13 protein-coding genes are annotated in these 21661 nt (G+C 73.2%); 10 read left to right on the forward strand and 3 right to left on the reverse strand.

The genetic code is table 11. The features are described from left to right. Positions 1 to 44: 44 nt before the first annotated feature. Positions 45 to 1253 (reverse strand): nucleotide sugar dehydrogenase, encoded by a 1209-nt coding sequence (locus ACZ6B1_RS09610; protein WP_468776485.1) that lies wholly within the window; start codon positions 1251 to 1253, stop codon positions 45 to 47. Positions 1254 to 1539: 286 nt separating this feature from the next. Here ACZ6B1_RS09610 and ACZ6B1_RS09615 point away from each other — a divergent pair, with 286 nt between their 5' ends. The 9 genes from ACZ6B1_RS09615 (at position 1540) to ACZ6B1_RS09655 (ending at position 18448) form a co-directional block, all read left to right on the forward strand. Continuing rightward, the gene (locus tag ACZ6B1_RS09615) at positions 1540 to 3246 is read left to right on the forward strand and encodes a glycerol-3-phosphate dehydrogenase/oxidase (protein WP_468776486.1); all 1707 of its coding nucleotides are present in this window, start codon (positions 1540 to 1542) and stop codon (positions 3244 to 3246) included. A gap of 323 nt (positions 3247 to 3569) precedes the next feature. After that, on the forward strand, positions 3570 to 5585 hold the full coding sequence (locus ACZ6B1_RS09620) for a serine/threonine-protein kinase (RefSeq protein WP_468776488.1): 2016 nt from the start codon (positions 3570 to 3572) through the stop codon (positions 5583 to 5585). A gap of 164 nt (positions 5586 to 5749) precedes the next feature. Further along, the gene (locus tag ACZ6B1_RS09625; protein WP_468776489.1) at positions 5750 to 8557 is read left to right on the forward strand and encodes a protein kinase; all 2808 of its coding nucleotides are present in this window, start codon (positions 5750 to 5752) and stop codon (positions 8555 to 8557) included. A gap of 162 nt (positions 8558 to 8719) precedes the next feature. Beyond that, the gene (locus tag ACZ6B1_RS09630; protein ID WP_468777459.1) at positions 8720 to 10426 is read left to right on the forward strand and encodes a serine/threonine-protein kinase; all 1707 of its coding nucleotides are present in this window, start codon (positions 8720 to 8722) and stop codon (positions 10424 to 10426) included. 70 nt (positions 10427 to 10496) lie between these two features. Beyond that, positions 10497 to 12167 carry a serine/threonine-protein kinase gene (locus ACZ6B1_RS09635; RefSeq protein WP_468776491.1) on the forward strand — a complete coding sequence of 557 codons (1671 nt, stop codon included), beginning with the start codon at positions 10497 to 10499 and terminating at the stop codon, positions 12165 to 12167. A gap of 78 nt (positions 12168 to 12245) precedes the next feature. Continuing rightward, positions 12246 to 13910, forward strand: a complete 1665-nt coding sequence (locus ACZ6B1_RS09640; RefSeq protein ID WP_468776493.1) for a serine/threonine-protein kinase — start codon at positions 12246 to 12248, stop codon at positions 13908 to 13910. Positions 13911 to 13983: 73 nt separating this feature from the next. Further along, complete coding sequence (locus tag ACZ6B1_RS09645; RefSeq protein WP_468776494.1) at positions 13984 to 14784, forward strand: serine/threonine-protein kinase; 801 nt, start codon at positions 13984 to 13986, stop codon at positions 14782 to 14784. 193 nt (positions 14785 to 14977) lie between these two features. Continuing rightward, positions 14978 to 16591: a succinic semialdehyde dehydrogenase gene (locus tag ACZ6B1_RS09650; RefSeq protein WP_468776496.1), complete on the forward strand. Its 1614-nt coding sequence runs from the start codon at positions 14978 to 14980 to the stop codon at positions 16589 to 16591. 51 nt (positions 16592 to 16642) lie between these two features. Further along, positions 16643 to 18448, forward strand: a complete 1806-nt coding sequence (locus ACZ6B1_RS09655; RefSeq protein WP_468776497.1) for a GMC family oxidoreductase N-terminal domain-containing protein — start codon at positions 16643 to 16645, stop codon at positions 18446 to 18448. Positions 18449 to 18997: 549 nt separating this feature from the next. On the opposite strand, the gene ACZ6B1_RS09660 is transcribed toward ACZ6B1_RS09655, so the two are convergent. Continuing rightward, positions 18998 to 19255 carry a chorismate mutase gene (locus ACZ6B1_RS09660; protein ID WP_468776499.1) on the reverse strand — a complete coding sequence of 86 codons (258 nt, stop codon included), beginning with the start codon at positions 19253 to 19255 and terminating at the stop codon, positions 18998 to 19000. Between the two features lie 288 nt (positions 19256 to 19543). Between ACZ6B1_RS09660 and guaA the strand changes: the two genes are divergently transcribed. Next, a complete protein-coding gene (gene guaA / locus ACZ6B1_RS09665; protein WP_468776501.1) occupies positions 19544 to 21124 on the forward strand; it encodes a glutamine-hydrolyzing GMP synthase in 1581 nt (526 codons plus the stop codon). A gap of 17 nt (positions 21125 to 21141) precedes the next feature. Here guaA and ACZ6B1_RS09670 read toward each other — a convergent pair whose 3' ends face one another. Beyond that, complete coding sequence (locus tag ACZ6B1_RS09670) at positions 21142 to 21609, reverse strand: pyridoxamine 5'-phosphate oxidase family protein (protein ID WP_468776502.1); 468 nt, start codon at positions 21607 to 21609, stop codon at positions 21142 to 21144. Positions 21610 to 21661 lie beyond the last annotated feature (52 nt).

Consider the following 21661-nt stretch of genomic DNA (forward strand, 5'->3'; position numbering starts at 1 on the left):
AGGATGACCGGCCCTTTCCGCGTGGAGCGTTCACGCGCCCCACTTCACAACCGGTGCGCCGCCCCCGTGGGCGTGGCTCCCCGCGTGTCCAGCAGGAGCTGGGCCTTCACCGACAGGCCCTGCAGGTCGTATGTGCGGTGGTGCTGGAGCAGGATCGTCAGGTCGGCGTCGGCGACCGCCTCGTACAGGGCGTCGGCTCGGGGGACCGGGCGGTCGAGGACGCTCCACGCGTGCACATACGGGTCGTGGAAGCTCACGGACGCGCCCAGCTCGGTCAGCCGCACCGCGATCTCGCGCGCGGGCGTGCCCTGGAGGTCGGCGATGTCGGGCTTGTAGGTGACGCCGAGCAGCAGGACGCGGGCCCCGCGCGCGGACTTGCCGTGCTCGTTGAGGAGGGTGGCGGCGCGCCGGACGACGTACTCGGGCATGCGGTGGTTGACCTGCTGGGCGAGTTCCACCATGCGCAGGGTGCGGGTCGCGTGGCCGGTCAGGTCCTGGGGGAGGCCGTGGCCGCCGACGCCCGGGCCCGGCCGGAAGGCCTGGAAGCCGAACGGCTTGGTCTCCGCGCAGCGGACGACGTCCCACAGGTCGACGCCCAGTTCGTGGCAGAGCACGGCCATCTCGTTGACCAGCGCGATGTTCACGTGCCGGTAGTTCGTCTCCAGCAGCTGCACCGTCTCCGCCTCGCGCAGCCCGCGCGCGCGGACCACCTTGTCGGTCAGCCGCCCGTAGAAGGCGGCGGCCGACTCGGTGCAGGCCGGGGTGAGGCCCCCGATGACCTTGGGCGTGTTGGCGGGGGTGCGGTCGCGGTTGCCGGGGTCGACCCGGCTGGGCGAGTAGGCGAGGTGGAAGTCGCGCCCGGCGCGGAGTCCGGAGCCCTCCTCCAGCAGGGTGCGCAGGAACCCTTCTGTGGTCCCGGGCAGCACGGGTGACTCCAGGATGACCGTGGTGTGCGGGCGGAGCCGTTCGGCGAGGGTGCGGGCGGCCGCCTCCACCTGGCCGAGGTCGATCCCACCGTCGGCGCCGCGCGGCGTGGGCGCGCAGATCACCGCGGTGCGCACCCGGCCGAGCTGGGCCGGGTCGGTGCCGGGCAGGAAGCCGGTGGAGCGCATCCGGCGCAGCTCGGCGGGGCTGAGCGAGCCGGCCTCGGGGCCGGTGGCGTACCCGATGGTCGGGATGCCTGCGGCGACGGCGGCCTGGGCGAGCGGCAGGCCGTACGGACCGAGTCCGATCACGGCGAGGTCTGCGGGCATGGGGCGTGGGCCGTCCTTCCCAGTAGCCGAAGCGGGGCAGGTGCGCAACCGCTGTGGGCAGCATGTACGAGCGCACTGTCACACTAGGAGTAAATATGACCGTTATGTGGGATTGTGTTCGTGTGTCTCCCGGGTGGTTGCGCGGACGTCGTCCACAGGCCGCGGGCGCGTGGTCGCCGGCACAGGGCGAGCCGGTCAGAATTTGGGCATGAGGAGGGGATGAACGGGCTTCGCCCACCGCGGGTGCGGCCGACGCGAGCGACACGTTCGACAGCGGGAGGCAGCGGTGAGGACAGCGACTCTGGGCCCGGAGCAGCGCGCCGAGGCACTGGCGGCGATGGCGGAGCGCGAGCTGGACGTGCTGGTGGTCGGCGGCGGAGTGGTGGGCGCCGGCACCGCACTGGACGCCGTCACCCGCGGTCTGTCCACCGGTCTGGTCGAGGCCCGTGACTGGGCGTCCGGCACCTCCAGCAGGTCCAGCAAGCTCATCCACGGCGGCCTGCGCTACCTGGAGATGCTCGACTTCGCCCTCGTCCGCGAGGCGCTCAAGGAGCGCGGCCTGCTGCTGGAGCGGATCGCCCCGCACCTGGTCAAACCGGTGCCGTTCCTCTACCCGCTCCAGCACAAGGGCTGGGAGCGGTGGTACGCCGGGTCGGGCGTCGCGCTCTACGACGCGATGTCGATGGCCCGCGGGCACGGCCGGGGCCTGCCCCTGCACCGGCACCTGACCCGCCGTCACGCCCTGCGCGTCGCGCCCTGCCTGAAGAAGGACGCCCTGGTCGGCGCGCTCCAGTACTACGACGCCCAGGTGGACGACGCCCGCTTCGTCACCAACCTGGTGCGCACGGCGGTGTCCTACGGCGCGCGGGTCGCCAACCGGGCGCGTGTGACGGGGTTCCTGCGCGAGGGCGAGCGGGTCGTGGGCGCGCGGGTGCAGGACGTGGAGGGCGGCGGGGAGTACGAGATCCGTGCCAAGCAGGTCGTCAACGCCACCGGTGTGTGGACCGACGACACCCAGGCCATGGTGGGGGAGCGGGGCCAGTTCCACGTCCGTGCCTCCAAGGGCATCCACCTCGTCGTGCCCAAGGACCGCATCCACTCCACCACCGGCCTGATCCTGCGCACCGAGAAGTCGGTCCTGTTCGTCATCCCCTGGGGCCGGCACTGGATCGTCGGCACCACGGACACCGGCTGGGACCTCGACAAGGCCCACCCGGCCGCCTCCAGCGCCGACATCGACTACCTGCTGGAGCGCGTGAACTCGGTGCTCGCCGTGCCGCTCGGCCGCGACGACGTGGAGGGCGTGTACGCGGGACTGCGCCCGCTGCTGGCCGGTGAGTCGGACGCCACCAGCAAGCTGTCCCGCGAGCACACCGTGGCGCATCCGGCGCCGGGTCTGGTGGTCGTGGCGGGCGGCAAGTACACGACGTACCGGGTGATGGCCAAGGACGCCGTCGACGAGGCGGTGCACGGGCTCGACATGCGCGTCGCCGACTGCGTCACCGAGGAGATCCCGCTGCTCGGCGCCGAGGGCTACCGGGCGATGTGGAACGCCCGGGCGCGGATCGCCGCCCGCACCGGCCTGCACGTGGTCCGGGTGGAGCACCTGCTGAACCGGTACGGCTCCATGGCTGAGGAGATCCTGGACCTCATCGCCGCCGACCCGACGCTGGGCGAGCCCCTGCAGGCAGCCGACGACTACCTGCGCGCCGAGGTCGTGTACGCCGCCTCGCACGAGGGCGCCCGGCACCTGGACGACGTGCTCACCCGCCGCACCCGCATCTCCATCGAGACCTTCGACCGGGGCACCCGCAGCGCCCGCGAGGCCGCCGAGCTGATGGCGCCCGTCCTCGGCTGGGACAAGGGCCAGATCGAGCGCGAGGTGGAGCACTACGAGAAGCGGGTGGAGGCCGAGCGGGAGTCCCAGCTCCAGCCGGACGACCTGACGGCCGACGCGGCCCGGCTGGGGGCGCCGGACATCGTGCCGCTGTAGCCGGAACCACCCGGACGAGTGACCCGGGCCGGGATCTCCGCCGGGAGCCCGGCCGTTGTACCCGGTGCGAGGGCGAATCCGGCGACGGACGGGGCGGGTTCCGGGCGGCTCGGGAGCCGCGTCCGGCGGGTATGCCGAGGAGCTGCCGGGGCGGGCCAGGAGGGGGAGTGGGGCGCATGGTCTGACGCGGACTCAAGGGGACGGTGCGGCGGGTGTTCCGGTGTGTGCGGCCCCCGGCGCGGCAGGGGGCACCCTGGTCCTCGGCCACTTGTCGGGTGAGAGACAATGGAGGCTCTGTCAGGGCGGGTTGCATGAGGGGACGCATGTCGGAGGCGGAGCGGGCGGGAACATCCCGTCAGGAGACTCGTCAGGGCAAGAACGAGCGGCGTCTCCTCGCCGGGCGGTACCGGCTGGGAGACGTGCTGGGCCGCGGCGGCATGGGTACGGTGTGGCGCGCCGAGGACGAGACCCTCGGCCGCACGGTCGCCGTCAAGGAGCTGCGGTTCCCGTCGAACATCGACGAGGAGGAGAAGCGGCGCCTGATCACGCGCACCCTGCGCGAGGCGAAGGCGATCGCCCGGATCCGCAACAACAGCGCGGTGACGGTCTTCGACGTGGTCGAGGAGGACGACCGGCCCTGGATCGTCATGGAGCTGGTCGAGGGCAAGTCCCTGGCCGAGGTCATCCGTGAGGACGGCCTGCTGGAGCCCAAGCGTGCCGCCGAGGTGGGCCTCGCCGTCCTCGACGTGCTGCGCTCCGCGCACCGCGAAGGCATCCTGCACCGGGACGTGAAGCCGTCCAACGTGCTGATCGCCGAGGACGGCCGGGTCGTGCTCACCGACTTCGGCATCGCGCAGGTCGAGGGCGACCCGTCCATCACCTCCACCGGCATGCTGGTCGGCGCCCCCTCCTACATCTCCCCGGAGCGCGCCCGCGGGCACAAGCCGGGTCCCGCGGCCGACCTGTGGTCCCTGGGCGGTCTGCTCTACGCGTCGGTCGAGGGTCTGCCGCCGTACGACAAGGGCTCGGCGATCGCCACGCTGACCGCGGTGATGACCGAGCCCCTGGAGGAGCCCAAGAACGCGGGCCCGCTCAAGGACGTCATCTACGGCCTGCTCACCAAGGACCCGGCGCAGCGCCTCGACGACGCCGGCGCCCGGACCATGCTCAACGCGGTGATCCACACGCCCGAGCCGGAGCCGATGGACTCCACCCGTGTCGTCCCGCTGCCGGCGCAGCCCGGTGGGCCGGAGGGCAGGCGGGGCGAGGATGCCGGGGAGAAGCTGCGCGGGGCGCTGCGCTCGGTCCGCAAGGCGGCCGGGGCGGCCACCGCGGCGGCGGCCGTGCGGGCGAAGAACAATGGCGGAAAGGCCACTTCGGGCGGCGGTCCGGGCACCGAGGGCGGTACGGGCGCGGCGGCCACGGCCGGTGCCGGTTCGCGCGGAAGGCAGGCGGGTCCTGCCCAGGGCTCCCCGTCCGTGCCGAACTCCGCTTCGAGCAAGCCGAGTTCCGGGTGGCCCGTGGTGCCGCCGCCGGACCTGGACCTGCCGTCGCGGCCGGTGCCCAGGGCGCCACTCACCGACGTCGTGCCCAGGCGGACCCTGGTGATCATCGCGCTCGTGGTCGCGCTGGCGGTGATCGGCACCGTGCTGGCCCTGGTCCTCGGCGGCGACGACAGCAAGGACGACGACCGCGGCAGCGGTGCCAAGGCCGCGCCGAGCGCAAGTGCCTCCGTCAAGGAGGACAAGGACACGGGCGGCAAGAGCAGCCCCGACGACGGCACGCGGACCGACGGGGACGCCTCGGCCTCCGCCTCGACGGGCTCGTCTTCGAACGACACGGCGAGTGCGGGCGCCTCCGGCGACGAGGACTCCGGCTCGTCCGGCTCGAAGAGCGGCGGCAGCGCGCCCGTCGAGTCGACCCGCAAGGGCGGCCAGGGGTACTCGATCGGGCTGCCCAAGGGCTGGAAGTACCAGTCGAACGGCGCCGCCGGCGACCGCTACACCGGGCCCGACGGACAGAAACTGCTCGTCGCCTGGACCAGTACGCCCAAGAACGACCCGGTGGCGGACTGGAAGAACCAGGAGCGCTACATGGTGCGTTCCCAGTACCACAAGATCCGCATAGAGCAGGTCGACTACCGCGGCTGGAACACCGCCGACTGGGAGTTCACCTACTCCGAGGGCGGCACCGGGTACCGCACGATCGACCGCGGATTCGTGGTGAACGGGCATCTCGGTTACGCGCTCATGTACACCGCCAAGGCCGAGAAGTGGCACGGCGACCTGCGCAAGGACACCTGGCGGACGCTCACGAAGTCCTTCGAGCCCAAGTCGTGACATGACCGAGCCCGGTTCGGATCCGTGAGAATCCGGCATCCCTTCGATGCGGGTTGCCTCCGGCACGTATCGTGAATGGTTGCGGACCGTACGGAGCCGGATGCGGATGCGGAACGGACCGTAGGGGAACGGATCTGAACGACCAGGCGGCCGGGGGAGGCAACGTGGACGACTACGCGGGCCGAGTACTCGCGGACCGCTACCGCCTGCCGCTGCCGCCGTCCGACGAGTACGAGCTGACCGAGACCCGGGCGTTCGACACCTACAGCGGCCAGGAGGTGCTGGTCCGCCAGGTGCCGCTGCCCGAGGTCGTCGAGGCGGAGGTGCTCGACTCGGAGGGGCTGCCCGAGGGCTTCACCGCCCGGGAGCGCGGCGCCCACCGATCGCCCGCCGCCCGTACGGCCACCCGCCGCCCGTCGGATCCCGCGGTGCGGCGCGCCGTCGAGGCCGCGCAGGCGGCGGCCCGCATCCCCGACCATCCGCGTCTGGACCAGATCTTCGACGTGTTCGCCGAGGGCGGTTCGCTGTGGATCGTCAGCGAGTGGGTGGCCGCCCGGCCGCTGGCCGCGCTGCTGGCCGAGCAGCCGCTGGCTCCGTACCGGGCGGCCGAGGTCGCCTCCGACGTCCTCATGGCGCTGCGTGTGCTGCACGCCCACGGCTGGACGCACCGCAACATCACCGCCCGCACGGTCCTCGTCTGCGACGACGGCCGGGTGATGCTGACCGGACTCGCGGTCGGCGCGGCGGAGGAGGCGCTGTGCGGGTACGACCCGGTACCGGCCCAGGACGGGCCGCAGGACCCGCACGGACCGGCCGGTGACGGCGGCGGCACCGACGCCCGGGCCGCCGGTCGACAACTTCCCGGCGCCATCGGTGCTCCCGGCGGACCCGGCGGCCCAGGTACCCCCGGCAGCTCGGGGAGCCAGGGGTTCGGCGGCGCGCTCGGGCCCGCGGAGCCGGTCCCGTCCCCCGACGCCGATCCCGAGGCCGCGCGGCGGGCCGCGATCCAGGCGCGGGCGGCCGGCGGGCTGCCGGCGCCGGGTGGTGCTCCCCCCGGGACTGTGCAGGTTCCGCCGTCCGGGCGCCGGGGCCTGGAGAGCGGGGACGACGTCCGTGCCGCCCGCGCCGGGGCCATCGCCGCCTACCGTGCGGGAACGCGTGCCGCGGCCCGGGTCCAGGAAGCCCAGCAGAACGGCCGCGCCGCCCTGCCCGGAGCCCGTCCGCCCGCCGAGGGCGACACCGGGGCCGAGGGTGCGGCGCACCCGTCGTACTCCGCCGGCCGGACCCCCGTCCCGCCCGGCCGGACGGCCGACCCCCACGGCGCGCCCGGCACCGCTTGGCACGGCGCCGCACCCCGCACCGGCCCGGCCGGCGACCCGCCGCGACCGGGACTGCCGCCCGGCGGCGACGACACGACCTCCGGGTCAGGGCGCCTGCCCTTGCCCGGCCAGTCGCCCGCACCCGGATACGGCGCTTCCGGCTTCGGCCATGGCGCCGTGGCCCCGGGCCGGACGTCCACTCCCGGTCAAGCGCCCGCGCCGGCGTATGGCAGTGCCGGCCCCGGCCAGTCGCCCGCACCGGGACACGGCGCTTCCGGCTTCGGCCACGGTGCCGTGGTCCCGGGCCAGGCATCCGGCCTCGGCGCCGCCCCCGGTGCACCCGCCGACCCCTCCGCCGGGGGCTCCCGTTGGGACGACCCCGGAGCCGGGGGTGGTGCGGTGCGCCGAGGCCCCGGTACCGCGCTCGCCGCCGAGCGGGCCCGGCAGGTGCGGATGACCGTGGTGGGGCCGGTCACCGAGCGCTGGGCGCCGGAGCAGGCGGGCCCCGTGCACGAGAACTGGCAGCTGGCCGCGCCGATCGGGCCCGCCACCGACCTCTGGGCGCTGGGCGCGCTGCTCTTCCGCGCCGTCCAGGGTCACGCCCCCTACCCCGAGGAGTCCACGGCCGAGCTGGTGCAGCTCGTGTGCGCGGAGCCGCCCGCCTTCGCCGAGGAGTGCGGCCCGCTGCGCCCGGTCGTGGAGTCGCTGCTGCGTCAGGACCCCACCGACCGGCCGGACTTCGAGGAGCTGAGCGGCTGGCTGCGTTCCCTGGTGCGCTCGGCGCCCGAGCCGGACGCCGGCGCCCATGTGGTGCCCGTCCCGCCCGCCGACCCCACCCGGCTCCCCATCGTCCGCCGGCGCGGCGAGCTGGTACGGCGGCGGCGTGCCCGGGTGCCCGCCACCCATCCGCACGGCCGGCACAAGCGCGCCCCGGAACAGGCCCGTTCGCCTCGCAGCCTCGGCCGGCTGCTGCTCCTGCTGATCCTGCTCCTGCTGGCCGGCGCGGTGGCGTACGCGATGCTGTTCATGCCGAAGCAGGGCGAGAGCGGCGCGGCGGGCGGCGACCGCACCGGCAGCGCCGGGGAGGCGAGCTCCGCGCCCTCGCCCTCCGAGCGGCCTTCTTCGGGGCGGCCGTCCGAACCCGGCGCCTCGGCGTCCGGGCCCGCCGCCGAGACCCAGACCGGCGGCGACCCCTCCGTCGCCGACGGGTTCACCCTGCGCAAGGACCCGGACGGCTTCCGCATCGCCGTCGCCAAGGGCTGGGACCGCACACCGAAGAACGGCAGCGGCCAAGTCGTGTACGCGCACGGGAACTTCGAGCTGCTCGTCGTACCCGGAAGGGACGGCACCGGCACCTACGGCAGCGATCCGATGGTCTACCAGCGGGACAAGGAGCGCGAACTCCAGCCGTACCGGGACTCGAGCTGGGCCACGGCCACCGGCCTGCGGACCATCGAGGTGGGCGGCCGGACCATGGCCGAGGGCCAGTTCACCTGGACCGACGGACAGGGCCGTGACCGGTACGTGCGCAACATGGCGATCCTGCTGAACGGCCGCTACCACATCGTCCAGGTCCGGGGCCCGGAGGCCGAACGCGACGAGGTGACACGGCTCTACGAGCAAGCTACCGCGACGTACCGCTACACGGGTTGAGCGCCCCGTATACCGCCTGTGTGAAACAGGGTTGGGTGCCGCCCGCGCGCCGGATACGGCAACCGTCACAGGACTGTCACCTTGGTACCCCTCGTGTTCCCAGGGGGAGGGCCGGTCCTTAGTCTGACCCTGTCAATAGCATTGCGGGGCAACGTGAATCAGATGCAGGGCCTGCTCATAGCGGGCCGCTACCGGCTCGCCGATTCCATCGGCAGCGGCGGCATGGGCCGGGTGTGGCGCGCCCACGACGAGGTGCTGCACCGGCAGGTGGCCGTCAAGGAGTTGACCGCGGCGCTCTACGTCTCCGACAGCGACCGGGCCGTTCTGCTGGCCCGGACCCGGGCCGAGGCGCGGGCCGCCGCACGCATCAACCACTCCGCCGTCGTCACCGTCCACGACGTGCTGGAGCACGACGGCCGCCCGTGGATCGTGATGGAGCTGGTCGAGGGCCACTCGCTGGCCGACGCGGTCAAGGAGCGCGGCCGCCTCGAAGCCGCCGAGGCCGCGCGGATCGGCCTGTGGGTCCTGCGGGCCCTGCGCGCCGCGCACTCGGCCGGCGTACTGCACCGGGACGTCAAGCCCGGCAACGTCCTCCTCGGCCGGGACGGCCGGGTCCTGCTCACCGACTTCGGCATCGCCCAGATCGAGGGCGACTCCACCATCACCCGCACGGGCGAGGTCGTCGGCTCGGTCGACTACCTCGCGCCCGAGCGGGTGCGCGGCCACGACCCGGGCCCGTCCTCCGACCTGTGGGCGCTCGGGGCCACGCTGTACACGGCGGTCGAGGGACGTTCGCCGTTCCGCCGCACCTCGCCGCTGAGCACCATGCAGGCGGTCGTCGAGGAAGAGGTGGAGGAGCCCCGCAACGCCGGGCCGCTCGGCCCCGTCATCGCCGCCCTGCTGCGTAAGGACCCGGCCCAGCGGCCGGGCGCGGAGGACGCGGAGCACCTGCTCGCCGAGGCGGCGCAGGGCCGCAGGCCGCACACCCCGCAGGCGTTCGTACCGGCACAGGGCTCGGGCACGCACGGTGGAGTGATGGGCAACACGGGCCGCGTGACTGCCGGTTACCCCTCCGGAGGGACCACACGCGGTCACGTCCCCGGCGCACCGGCGGCCGGGGGCCGTTCCATGACCGGGTCGACGGCCGTGGCCCCCGCACCCGCGGGCAGGCCGGCCCGGCCCCGGCGCCGGCTGCGCACCCTCGCGCTGGTCGTAGCCGCCGCGGCCGTGCTCGGTGGCGGCGCGGCCGTCGTCTTCCAGCAGTGGGGCGGATCGAAGCGGGACAGCGGTACGAGCGGGGGCACGAACCAGGTCACGCCATCGCCCTCCGGCAGCGGCAGCAGCGCCACACCCCGACCCGGCGGAGTCGTGCCCGCCTCGTGGCAGCCGTACCGCGACCCGTGGGGCTTCACCGTCTACCTGCCCAAGGGCTGGTCGCGCAGGGTAGTTGAAGCGCAGAGCGGCGCGGCCGACCCCGACCTCCGGCAGGTCGACTACACGCCCGACGGCGGCAAGCACTTCCTGCGCATCGCCATCGACACCAGCTCGGACTTCGCCAGCGCCCTGGAGCACCAGAAGGACCTGGAGCAGCAGCTCAAGTTCCACTCGCTGGTCAACTACCGCAGGGTCACCATGAAAGCGAACACCTACCGCGACCGCGAGGGCGCGCTGTGGGAGATGACCTGGGACGCGCTGGCGAAGGACCCGCCCTATGTGGCCGGGCCCCGGCACGCCGTCGAGGAGACGTACTTCTCGCGCGAGGGCACCGAGTACGTGATCTACATGTCGACGCCCGAGGCCGACTGGCCCCGGACGAGCAAGCAGTTCCAGTGGGTGCTGCGGAGCTGGCAGCCGCCGAGCGGCGGCTGACCGGCTCGGGCGCGGCACTTGGCCGATCACCGACCCGAACGGGTGCGGCCGGTGCGGCATGATGGGCCTCATGGGATCCGACGGGGACGACTTCCGCGTGATCGCGGGCCGTTACCGCCTCCAGGAGCGGATCGGACGCGGCGGCATGGGCGTCGTATGGCGGGCGAGCGACCAGGTGCTGGGGCGGCTGGTGGCGGTCAAGGAGCTGGCGGCCGACGACTCCCTCCCGGACGACGACGCCCGCCGCCGCCGCGACCGCACCTTCCGTGAGGCGCGGGCGGTCGCTCAGTTGCGGCACCCGCACATCATCGTCGTGCACGACGTCATCGAGCAGGACGAGCGTCCGTACCTCGTCATGGAGTTGATCGACGGCGGCTCCCTCGCCGACCGCATCGCCAGGCACGGACCGGTCGACGCCGCCGAGGCCGCCCGGATAGGCGCCGACCTGCTGAGCGCGCTGCGCGTCGCGCACGAGGCCGGCGTGCTGCACCGCGACATCAAGCCCGCGAACGTGCTGCTGGAGTCCGGCACCGGCCGGGTGGTGCTCACCGACTTCGGCATCGCGCAGGTCGCGGGCGCCACCACGCTCACCGAGACCGGCTCCTTCGTCGGCTCGCCCGAGTACACCGCCCCGGAGCGGATGGCCGGCACCCGGACCGGGCCCGAGTCCGACCTGTGGTCGCTCGGCGCGCTGCTGTGCACGGTGCTCAGCGGTGAGTCCCCGTTCCGGCGGGACTCGCTCGGCGGCATCCTGCACGCCGTAGTCGCCGCCGAGATCCGGCCACCCGCGCAGGCCGAGCCGCTGCTGCCCGTCGTGCGGGGCCTGCTGGAGCGCGACCCCGACCGCCGGCTGGACGCGGCGGACGCCGAACGGATGCTGCGGACGTTCCTGGAGACGGGCCGTACACCGGCCGCCCCGGAACCGCCCACGACGGGCCGCACCCCCAGGATCGTCGCCCTCGCGGCCCGTGCGGCCGGAGCCGGTCACCCGCCGACCGAGCCCGATGTGCCGCGGGCGCCCGCCGACACCCCGACGCCCGAACAGCCCCCGCCCGCACGGCAGTCCTCGCGCGGGGTGCTGATCGCCGCCCTGCTGGTCGCCGCGGTGGCCGGGGCGGGCGTCTCGGCCGCGGCACTGCTGCTGCACCAGGGCGAGGGCGGCGGCACGCCCGGCGGCACGACGAGCAGCCCGGCGGCGCCCACCAGCCACTCCGTCTCCCCGCCGGCCGGCAGCGCCTCGCCGTCCCCCGCGGGCACCACGAGCGGCGCGCCCGCGGCGTCCCGCCCGCACACCGCTCCCTCCGGTTACCGCACCGCCCGGGACCCGAACGGCTTCTCGCTCGCCGTGCCGGAGGACTTCGACCGCGAACAGCAGGGCGAGCGCGTCTTCTACCTCTCCCCGGGGCAGACCTTCCGCCTCGGCGTGAAGGTCTCCCCGCCCGATGCCGGCGGCCCCGCCGCGGTGATGAGCCGGGCGGCGGCGGAGGGGGCCGGCACCAACCCGGGCTATCACGACGGCCGGGTCATCGGGACCACGCACTCCGGACACCCCGCCGCGCTCTGGGAGTTCACCTGGGACGGCTTCAGCGCCGCCGAGGGTCCGCGCCACACGTACGACCTGTGCTGGGAGGAGGACGGCCGGATGTACGACATGTGGGTGTCGGCGCCGGTCGGACGGGTGCGGGAGGCCCGGGAGTACTTCGACGTGGCCGTGGACACCTTCTCGGTCACGGCACGTTGATTCCCGGTCGGTCACGGCTTCGTGACCGGTTCGTGTTCCCTGTGGTGGCGGACGCCGATGGCGCGATATGGATGGTCCATGAGCAGTGACGGGGGAGCCGGCCGTACGGCCGACGACACGACGAGTTTTGTTCTGCAACCGCCGAATCCGGTGCCGAACCAGGTGCCGGCTGCGCGGCCCGGTGCGGCGCCCCGGCAGGCGGCCCAGCAGAGCCCGGACCCGGGCCCGACCCCCGCCGCTCAGGATCCGGGCACCGGGCGGCTGATCGCAGGCCGGTACCGGCTGCTCGCCAAGCTCGGGCACGGCGGCATGGGCACCGTGTGGCGGGCCAAGGACGAGATGGTGGACCGCGAGGTCGCGGTGAAGGAACCCCGCGTGCCGGATCACCTTCCCGAGCGTGAACGCGCCAACGCCTTCGAGCGGATGCGCCGCGAGGCCCGCGCGGCGGCCCGGCTCGACCATCCCGCCGTGGTCAACGTGTACGACGTCGCGGTGGTGGACGGCCGGCCCTGGATCGTGATGGAGCTGGTGCACGGCCGCTCGCTGGGCGGCGCGCTCCAGGAGGGCACGCTGGACGCGCGCGAGGCGGCGCGGATCGGCCTGGAGGTGCTCGGCGCGCTGGAGGCCGCGCACGCGGCGGGCGTCCTGCACCGGGACGTCAAGCCGGACAACGTGCTGCTCGGCCGGTACGACCGGGTCGTCCTCACGGACTTCGGCATCGCGCAGATCGAGGGCGAGACGAACCTGACCGACACCGGCGGCTTCGTCGGCTCGCCCGAGTACATCGCGCCGGAACGGGTGCTGGGGCAGCGCCCCGGGCCGTCGAGCGACCTGTGGTCCCTGGGCGTCGTGCTCTACACCGCCACCGAGGGCGTCTCCCCGTTCCGCCGCAGCAACACCCCGGCCACCCTGCAGTCCGTTCTCAACGCCACCCCGGCCGCGCCCGCCGCCGCGCGCGGCCCGCTGGCGGAGGCCGTCAACAGCCTGCTCCAGAAGGACCCTTCCCGCCGTCCGACGGCGGCCCAGGTCCGGGTGCTGCTGGAGGCGGCCGCCGATCCTCCGGCGCCGGAGCCCACCCAGCGCGTGGCGGTCGCAGGGCCCACCGCGCCCGCCGGCCGCGTCCCGCGACCGGGCCGCAAGGCCTGGCTGGGCGTGGGCGCAGCCGCGGTCGCGGCGGCGGTGGCCGGGTACCTCGTCCTCGCCGATCCCTTCGCGGGACCGCTGCCGGACGGCTGGACGAAGCACACCGACGCCGGGCTGGGCGCCACCGTCGCCGTCCCCGCGTACTACCAGCGCGCCCTCCCGGCCAAGACCGACTCCGACCAGAGCTGGGTGTCGTACACGGACCCGAGCGGTGCCATCTCGGTCGTGCTGGACCTGACCCGGAAGTCGGAGGACTCGCTCAACACGATCAAGAGCAACGCGGTGGCCCAGATGCACGCCGACGACGAGAAGTTCAAGAACGAGGGCGAGTACAGCCTCGACATGCCCAAGGGTGCGAAGACGCATCCGGACGACGGCACCAAGTACCACGGCAGACAGGCCGCCACGAACACCGTCGGGTACACGACCGACGACTCCCAGAACCCGCGCCCGCGCGAGCTGCGGATCTTCTACTACCGCACCGGCGCCGGTGACCTGTACCGACTCACCATCGGCTACCCGCGCGAGGGCGACTTCGCCGCCCGGGGCCGGGAGGTCGCCAGGACCGCCATCGCCAACCTGGAGATCAAGAAGCCCTGAGCGACGGCTGATCGGGGCCTGCCGGGCCCGCCCCGCTTCGACAAGGACGCGGTGCGCACGGTACTGATGTGACATGAGTGGAGACGGCGAACACCCGCACGGCGCACGGCTGATCGGTGGGCGCTACCTGCTTCTCGAGCGCCTGGGCGCCGGGCCGTCCGGGATCGTCTGGCGGGCCCGGGACGAGCAGGAGCGGCGGGACGTCGCCGTCAAGGAGCCCGTACTGCCCGGGTGTCCGGCCGACGACGAGGAGAGCCGCCGGATCGCGCACCGGCTCCACCGGGAGGCACGGACCGCCGCCCGGGTACGGCATCCCTCGGCCGTCGCCCTGCACGATGTCGTCCTGGACGGCGAACTGCCCTGGATCGTCATGGAGTTGGTGAAGGGTGAGTCGCTCAGGGAGGCCGTGCGGCGCGGGCCGCTGCCGCCCGCCGAGGCTGCCCGCGTGGGGCTCGCCGTCCTCGGGGCGCTCAGGGCCGCGCACGCCGTGGGGATCGTGCACCGGGACCTCAAGCCCGCCAACGTCCTGATCGAGTCCGGCACCGGGCGGGTCGTCGTCACCGACTTCGGCATCGGGGACGGACCCGCCGCGGACGTCCCCGCCGGGTTCGCCGCCCCGGAGCGGGCCTCGGGGCCCGGCGCCGGGCCCGCCTCCGACCTGTGGTCCCTCGGCGCGCTGCTCGCCACCGCCGTGGAGGGCGGCGACGCCGGCCCGCTGCGACCGCTCCTGACCCGCCTGCACATGCCGGACCCGACCGCGAGGCCGACCGCGCAGGAGGTCGCGGCGGCCCTGGAGGCCTGCGCGACCGTGCCCGCCGCCCGCCCGGCGCCCCCGGAGCCACCGCGAACCCTGGCACCCGGACCACACCCCTGACCCGAGCCGCGCCGTCCTCTCGCCGACTTCGGCCCTCCCCGCGCCGGAAAATCCCGGCCCGCGGTGATCGTCACCCGACAACGCGCTGATCAGCGCATTTGCTGCCAGTGATCACTGGCGTCATGTGAGCACTCGGTGAATCCCCGTTACCGACGGGTACCCAAAGCCTCCGCCGCGGCATACCCTGCGCGTCATGACGGACTCGCAGGCCCCGGACATCACCGGTACCAACCCGCTCGCGCCCGCCCCCGAGGGCGTCCGCACCGCCGCCGACGTGGTCACCCCGACGCTGGTGGCCCAGCTCACCAAGGGTGTCGTCGGCTCCGGCCGTACCGCCAACCACACCCCCTTCACCGGCGAGAAGCTGGCCGACCTGCCCGAGTCCACGCCCGAGGACGTGCGAAAGGCCTTCGAGGCCGCCCGCGCCGCCCAGGCCGTGTGGGAGAGGACCCCGGTGCGGCAGCGCGCCGCCGTGCTGCTCCGCTTCCACGACCTGGTGCTCGAGCGCCAGGCCGAGGTGCTCGACCTGATCCAGCTCGAGACCGGCAAGGCCCGGCTGCACGCGCACGAGGAGGTGCAGGCCGTCGCCGTCGCGGCCCGCCACTACGGCCGCAAGGCCCCCGGCTACCTGCGGCCCAAGCGGCACACCGGCGCCGTGCCGACCCTGACGAAGGTCACCGAACTGCGCCACCCGCGCGGGGTCGTCGGCCAGATCGCCCCCTGGAACTACCCCCTCGAGCTGTCCGTGGGCGACGCGCTGCCCGCCTTCGCCGCCGGCAACGCGGTCGTCATGAAGCCGGACACCGAGACCTGCCTGACCGCGCTCTGGGCCCGTGACCTGCTCATCGAGGCGGGGCTGCCCGAGGACGTCTTCCAGGTCGTGCTCGGCGAGGGCCCGGTCGTCGGACCCGAGCTGGTCAAGCACGCCGACTACGTCTCCTTCACCGGCTCCACCCGCACCGGCCGCGAGGTCGCGCAGGGCGCCGCCGCCCGCCTGGTCGGCGTCTCCCTCGAACTCGGCGGCAAGAACGCCATGCTGGTCCTGGAGGACGCCGACATCGAGAAGGCCGCCGCGGGCGCCGTCCGGGCCTGCTTCTCCTCGGCAGGCCAGCTCTGCATCTCCATCGAGCGGCTGTACGTCCACGAGTCGGTCGCCGACGCCTTCCTGGAGCGCTTCGCCGCCCGCACCCGGGCCATGCGGCTCGGCAACTCCCTCGCCTACGGCGCCGACATGGGCTCGCTGGTCGGGGAGCGGCAGCTCAAGACCGTCGAACGGCACGTCCAGGAGGCCGTCGCCAAGGGAGCCGAGGTGGTCACGGGCGGCGTGGCGCGTCCGGACATCGGCCCGTACTTCTTCGAGCCGACCATCCTCGACGGCGTCGAGGAGTCCATGGCCGTCTGCGAGGAGGAGACCTTCGGTCCCGTCGTCTCCCTGTACCGCTTCAAGTCCGAGGACGAGGCGGTCGAGCGCGCCAACTCCACGCCGTACGGCCTGAACGCGTCCGTGTGGACCAGGTCCGCCCGGCGTGGCCTGGACGTCGCCTCCCGGCTGCGCACCGGCACGGTCAACGTCAACGAGGGCTACGCGCCCGCCTACGGCAGCGTCCAGTCCCCGATGGGCGGCATGAAGGACTCCGGCCTCGGCCGCCGCCACGGCTCCGAGGGCATCCTCAAGTACACCGAGGCCCAGACGGTGGCACGGCAGCGGCTGCTGCCGATGGCGCCGTCGCTGGGGATGGACGACGCGCAGTACGCCCAGTTCATGAGCCGCAGCCTCCGCCTGATGAAGGCCTTCCGCTTCCGCTAGTCCACCGCCGACCCCACAGCCACCAACCCCCGTTCTCGACGAGGAGAGCACGTGTCGCAGGAGAAGTCTGTCCAGATCCGGGACGAGGACGGGTACGACTACGACGTCGTCGTGATCGGTTCGGGGTTCGGTGGCTCGGTCTCCGCCCTGCGCCTCACCGAGAAGGGCTACCGGGTGGGCGTGCTGGAGGCCGGCCGCCGCTTCACCCGCGACTCCCTGCCCAGGAACTCCTGGGACCTGAAGAACTACCTCTGGGCCCCGCGGCTCGGCATGTACGGCATCCAGCGCATCCACCTGCTGGGCAACGTGATGGTGCTGGCCGGCGCGGGTGTGGGCGGCGGTTCGCTGAACTACGCCAACACCCTCTACGTGCCGCCGAAGGCCTTCTTCGACGACCCCCAGTGGCGCGGCATCACCGACTGGCAGCAGGAGCTGAAGCCGTACTACGACCAGGCGCAGCGCATGCTCGGCGTGCGGCTCAACCCGACCATGACCCCGTCCGACGTGCACCTGAAGGCGGCGGCCGAGCGGATGGGCGTCGGCGACACCTTCCATCTGGCGCCGGTCGGCGTGTTCTTCGGTGACGGCGAGGACGCCGACGGCACGGCGCAGGGCAGGCCCGGCGAGCAGGTGGACGACCCGTACTTCGGCGGCGCCGGGCCCGCCCGCAACGCCTGCACCGAGTGCGGCGAGTGCATGACCGGCTGCCGGCACGGCGCGAAGAACACCCTCAACGAGAACTACCTGTACCTCGCCGAGAAGGCCGGTGCGGTGGTCCACCCGATGACGACGGTCGTGTCCGTGACGGACGACTCGCGCGGCGGGTACGCGATCGCGACGCTGCCGACGGACGAGAAGAAGAAGGGCCGGGGGCGGCTGTTCACCGCGCGGAAGGTCGTGGTCGCGGCCGGTACGTACGGCACCCAGACCCTGCTGCACCGCATGAAGGCCGGCGGTCAGCTGCCCCGTCTCTCCGCCCGGCTGGGCGACCTGACCCGCACCAACTCCGAGGCACTGGTCGGCGCGCAGACCGACAACCGCCGCTACCGCAAGGCGACCGGGGAGCAGAAGGCCGACTTCACGCGCGGGGTCGCCATCACGTCCTCGATCCACCCCGACGACAGCACCCACATCGAACCCGTCCGCTACGGCAAGGGCTCCAACTCGATGGGCGGTCTGTCCATCCTCCAGGTCCCCTACGCCGAGGGTTCCTCGCGCGTCCTGGCCTGGCTGGCCAACGCCGCTCGCCATCCCCTGCTCGTCGCCCGCTCGCTGTCCAACCGGCGCTGGTCGGAGCGGACCATCATCGGGCTGGTGATGCAGTCGCTGGACAACTCGCTGACGACCTATCTGAAGCCCGGCGGGGTCGGCAAGGGCCTGCTCACCGCCCGGCAGGGGCACGGCGCCCCGAACCCCAAGCAGATCAAGGCCGCGTCCGAGGCCGCCACCGTGCTCGCCGAGGAGATCAACGGCTTCCCGGGCAGCAATGTCGGCGAGCTGATGGGCACCCCGCTGACCGCGCACTTCCTCGGCGGCTGCCCCATCGGCGACTCCCCGGAGACGGGCGTGATCGACCCCTACCACCGGCTCTACGGCCACTCCGGCATCTCGGTGGTGGACGGCGCCGCCGTCTCGGCCAACCTGGGCGTCAACCCGTCGCTGACGATCACCGCGCAGGCCGAGCGGGCCATGTCGTACTGGCCGAACAAGGGCGAGGAGGACCCGCGCCCGGCGCAGGGGGCGGCGTACGAGCGGCTGAAGCCGGTGGAGCCGCGCGAGCCGGCGGTCCCGGCGGACGCGTTCGGCGCGCTCAGGCTGCCGTTCCTCGGCATCCCGGCGGTGCCGCCGAAGAAGTAGCCGGACCGAAGACGCCGAGGGACCTGCATCCCCCTCCGAACGCAGGTCCCTCGCCTCTTACCGTCTTCTTGATCCGGCAGCAGGTTTGATCCGCGAGGGCGGTGAATGGTTGCTTCCGTATTCACCGGAATTTGTGTGGCGTGTATCACACCCGGCGTGGGCCGGGGATCGGGCGCGACGAAGGGCCCCGCGGGACTCGAACCGCGGGGCCCTCTTTCGCCGGCACCGGCGCAAGGGCGCGCCGGTGCCCGGGAGCGGCGCCGGGGGGTCGCGCCGCCTGCTCTGTGGTCCTGGACTTGTGTTTCCGCCGGCCGGCCCCGGGCGTCCCCGGAGCCGGCCGTTCTCTTGGATGACCGGGCTGCTGTCCCCTGCCGTCCGGTCACTTCTCCGGAGCGAGGTCCCACGGCGTACGGCACGACCCGTACGCCTCATCGCTCCGGTGAGCCACGCGTGGTTCTGTCGGGCCCGCCCCTGGCTGGCACGGACAACGGGTTCAACGAAGCGGCCCGGGGACCGTCACGCGCCGTACGGGTGAGACCCGGACCGAACTCAGATACGACCCCGGCACAGCTCCAGCATGGTCATCGCCAGCGCGGTGCCCGGCTTGCCGAGCGCCTCGCGGTAGCGGCCAAGGATCTCCATCTCGCGGGAGAGGTTCACACGCCGGCCGCCGGACGCGATCCGGGCCTCCTGGACGACGGTGGACACGGCCATCCGCTCCTGGATGAGCCCGATGATCCGGTCGTCCAGGGCGTCGATGCGGGTACGGGCGTCGTCGATGGTCTGTTCCGCGGTCAGGGTGGTCATGTCGAGGGCTCCTCGTGAAGGTGGCTGGTGGAGGCCCCGGAACGGCAGAACCCGGAGAAACGACAGGCGCCCCGGGCCTTGTCGGCCCGGGGCGCCTGGTAAGTCGCTTGGCGGTTCGCTCAAGCAGCACGACCATGGCAGCCGGCGGGCCGGGTGCCATAGGTAAAGAGGAAGGTCGAGTGCGCGAGCATGCGGCCAGTATGCCACGGTCCCGGCCGGGGGAGGCGTGCCCGCCCGCACCGTTAGACTCGTTAGCACAGACCCCGCCCGACCACCAGAAGGCACCCCGTGTCATCAGCGACTTCATCTGCCGCCTCCCCCGACACCGTCCTGGTCGTCGACTTCGGCGCGCAGTACGCCCAGCTCATCGCCCGTCGCGTCCGCGAGGCGCGGGTCTACAGCGAGATCGTGCCGAGCACCATGCCGGTCCAGGAGATGCTCGCCAAGAACCCCGCGGCGATCATCCTCTCCGGCGGCCCCTCGTCCGTGTACGAGGAGGGCGCCCCCCGGCTCGACGGCGCGCTCTTCGAGGCCGGCGTCCCCGTCTTCGGCATGTGCTACGGCTTCCAGCTCATGGCGCAGGTCCTCGGCGGCACCGTCGACAACACCGGCGCCCGTGAGTACGGCCGCACCGACCTGCACGTCTCCAAGTCGGGCTCCACCCTCTTCGAGGGCACCCCGGACGAGCAGCAGGTGTGGATGTCGCACGGCGACGCCTGCTCCGCCGCCCCCGAGGGCTTCGCCGTCACCGCGTCCACGGACGTCGTCCCGGTCGCCGCCTTCGAGAACGACGAGAAGAAGCTGTACGGCGTCCAGTACCACCCCGAGGTCATGCACTCCACGCACGGCCAGCAGGTGCTGGAGCACTTCCTGTACCGGGGTGCGGGCCTGACCCCGTCCTGGACCACCGGCAACGTGATCGAGGAGCAGGTCACCGCGATCCGCGAGCAGGTCGGCGACAAGCGCGCCATCTGCGGCCTGTCCGGCGGCGTGGACTCCGCCGTCGCCGCCGCGCTCGTCGCGCGGGCCATCGGTGACCAGCTGACCTGCGTCTACGTCGACCACGGCCTGATGCGCAAGGGTGAGACCGAGCAGGTCGAGAAGGACTTCGTGGCCGCGACCGGCGTCAAGCTGGTCGTCGTGGACGCCGAGGAGCGCTTCCTGACCGCCCTCAAGGGCGTCTCCGACCCGGAGGAGAAGCGCAAGATCATCGGCCGCGAGTTCATCCGCGTCTTCGAGCAGGCGCAGGCCGAGATCATCGCCGACGAGGGCCCGGCCGTGGAGTTCCTGGTCCAGGGCACCCTGTACCCGGACGTCGTCGAGTCCGGCGGCGGCACCGGCACCGCCAACATCAAGTCGCACCACAACGTCGGCGGCCTCCCCGAGGACCTGGAGTTCAAGCTCATCGAGCCGCTCCGCAAGCTCTTCAAGGACGAGGTCCGCATGGTCGGCCAGGAGCTGGGCCTGCCGGAGGAGATCGTCCAGCGCCAGCCCTTCCCGGGCCCCGGCCTCGGCATCCGCATCGTCGGCGAGGTCACCAAGGAGCGCCTGGACCTGCTCCGGGACGCCGACGCCATCGCCCGCGAGGAGCTGACCGCGGCCGGTCTGGACCGGGACATCTGGCAGTGCCCGGTGGTCCTGCTCGCGGACGTCCGCAGCGTGGGCGTCCAGGGCGACGGCCGCACCTACGGTCACCCGATCGTGCTGCGCCCGGTCTCCTCCGAGGACGCCATGACGGCCGACTGGTCGCGGCTGCCGTACGACGTGCTCGCCCGCATCTCGACCCGGATCACCAACGAGGTCCGGGACGTCAACCGCGTGGTCCTCGACGTGACCTCCAAGCCCCCGGGCACCATCGAGTGGGAGTGATCCTCTCCCGCTGAGGATCAGGTTCGCCTGAGCGTGCGCACCGGCGCGCCGGGCCGCCAGACCTGGACGACCAGATACGTGTCGTCCTCGACGAAGGTCCGTACGACCTCCGTCAACTCGGTGCGGAAGAGGTGGAACGGCTGCGGCGGTTCCACCTCTTTCACGTACGCGGCCCTGGTCTCGCCCTCCTCGACCTCGTACGCCCGCCCGGCGATCCGCACGTCCCCGCCACCCATCCCGGTTCCCTCGCCCGGGTTCGCCTGCAGCGCGAAGCGCGGATCGCGGCGCAGGTCGAGGGCCTTCAGCGAGCCGGCCATCATGCCCAGCCACAGCTCACCGCCCCGGAAGTCGGCCTCCAGGCCCGAGGTGCGCGGGGAGCCGTCCCGGCGCAGGGTGGCGAGGACATGGTGACGGAAGGCGCCGAAGCGCCGCTCGGTGATCGCCGCCAGCTCGGGCGCGGCGGTGGTGAAGGCTGCCCAGTTCATGCCGGCCAGTCTCACCGGCAAACCGGACACCTGCTGTCGGATATCCGCTGCG

This window comes from Streptomyces sp. NPDC041129 (assembly GCF_055592265.1).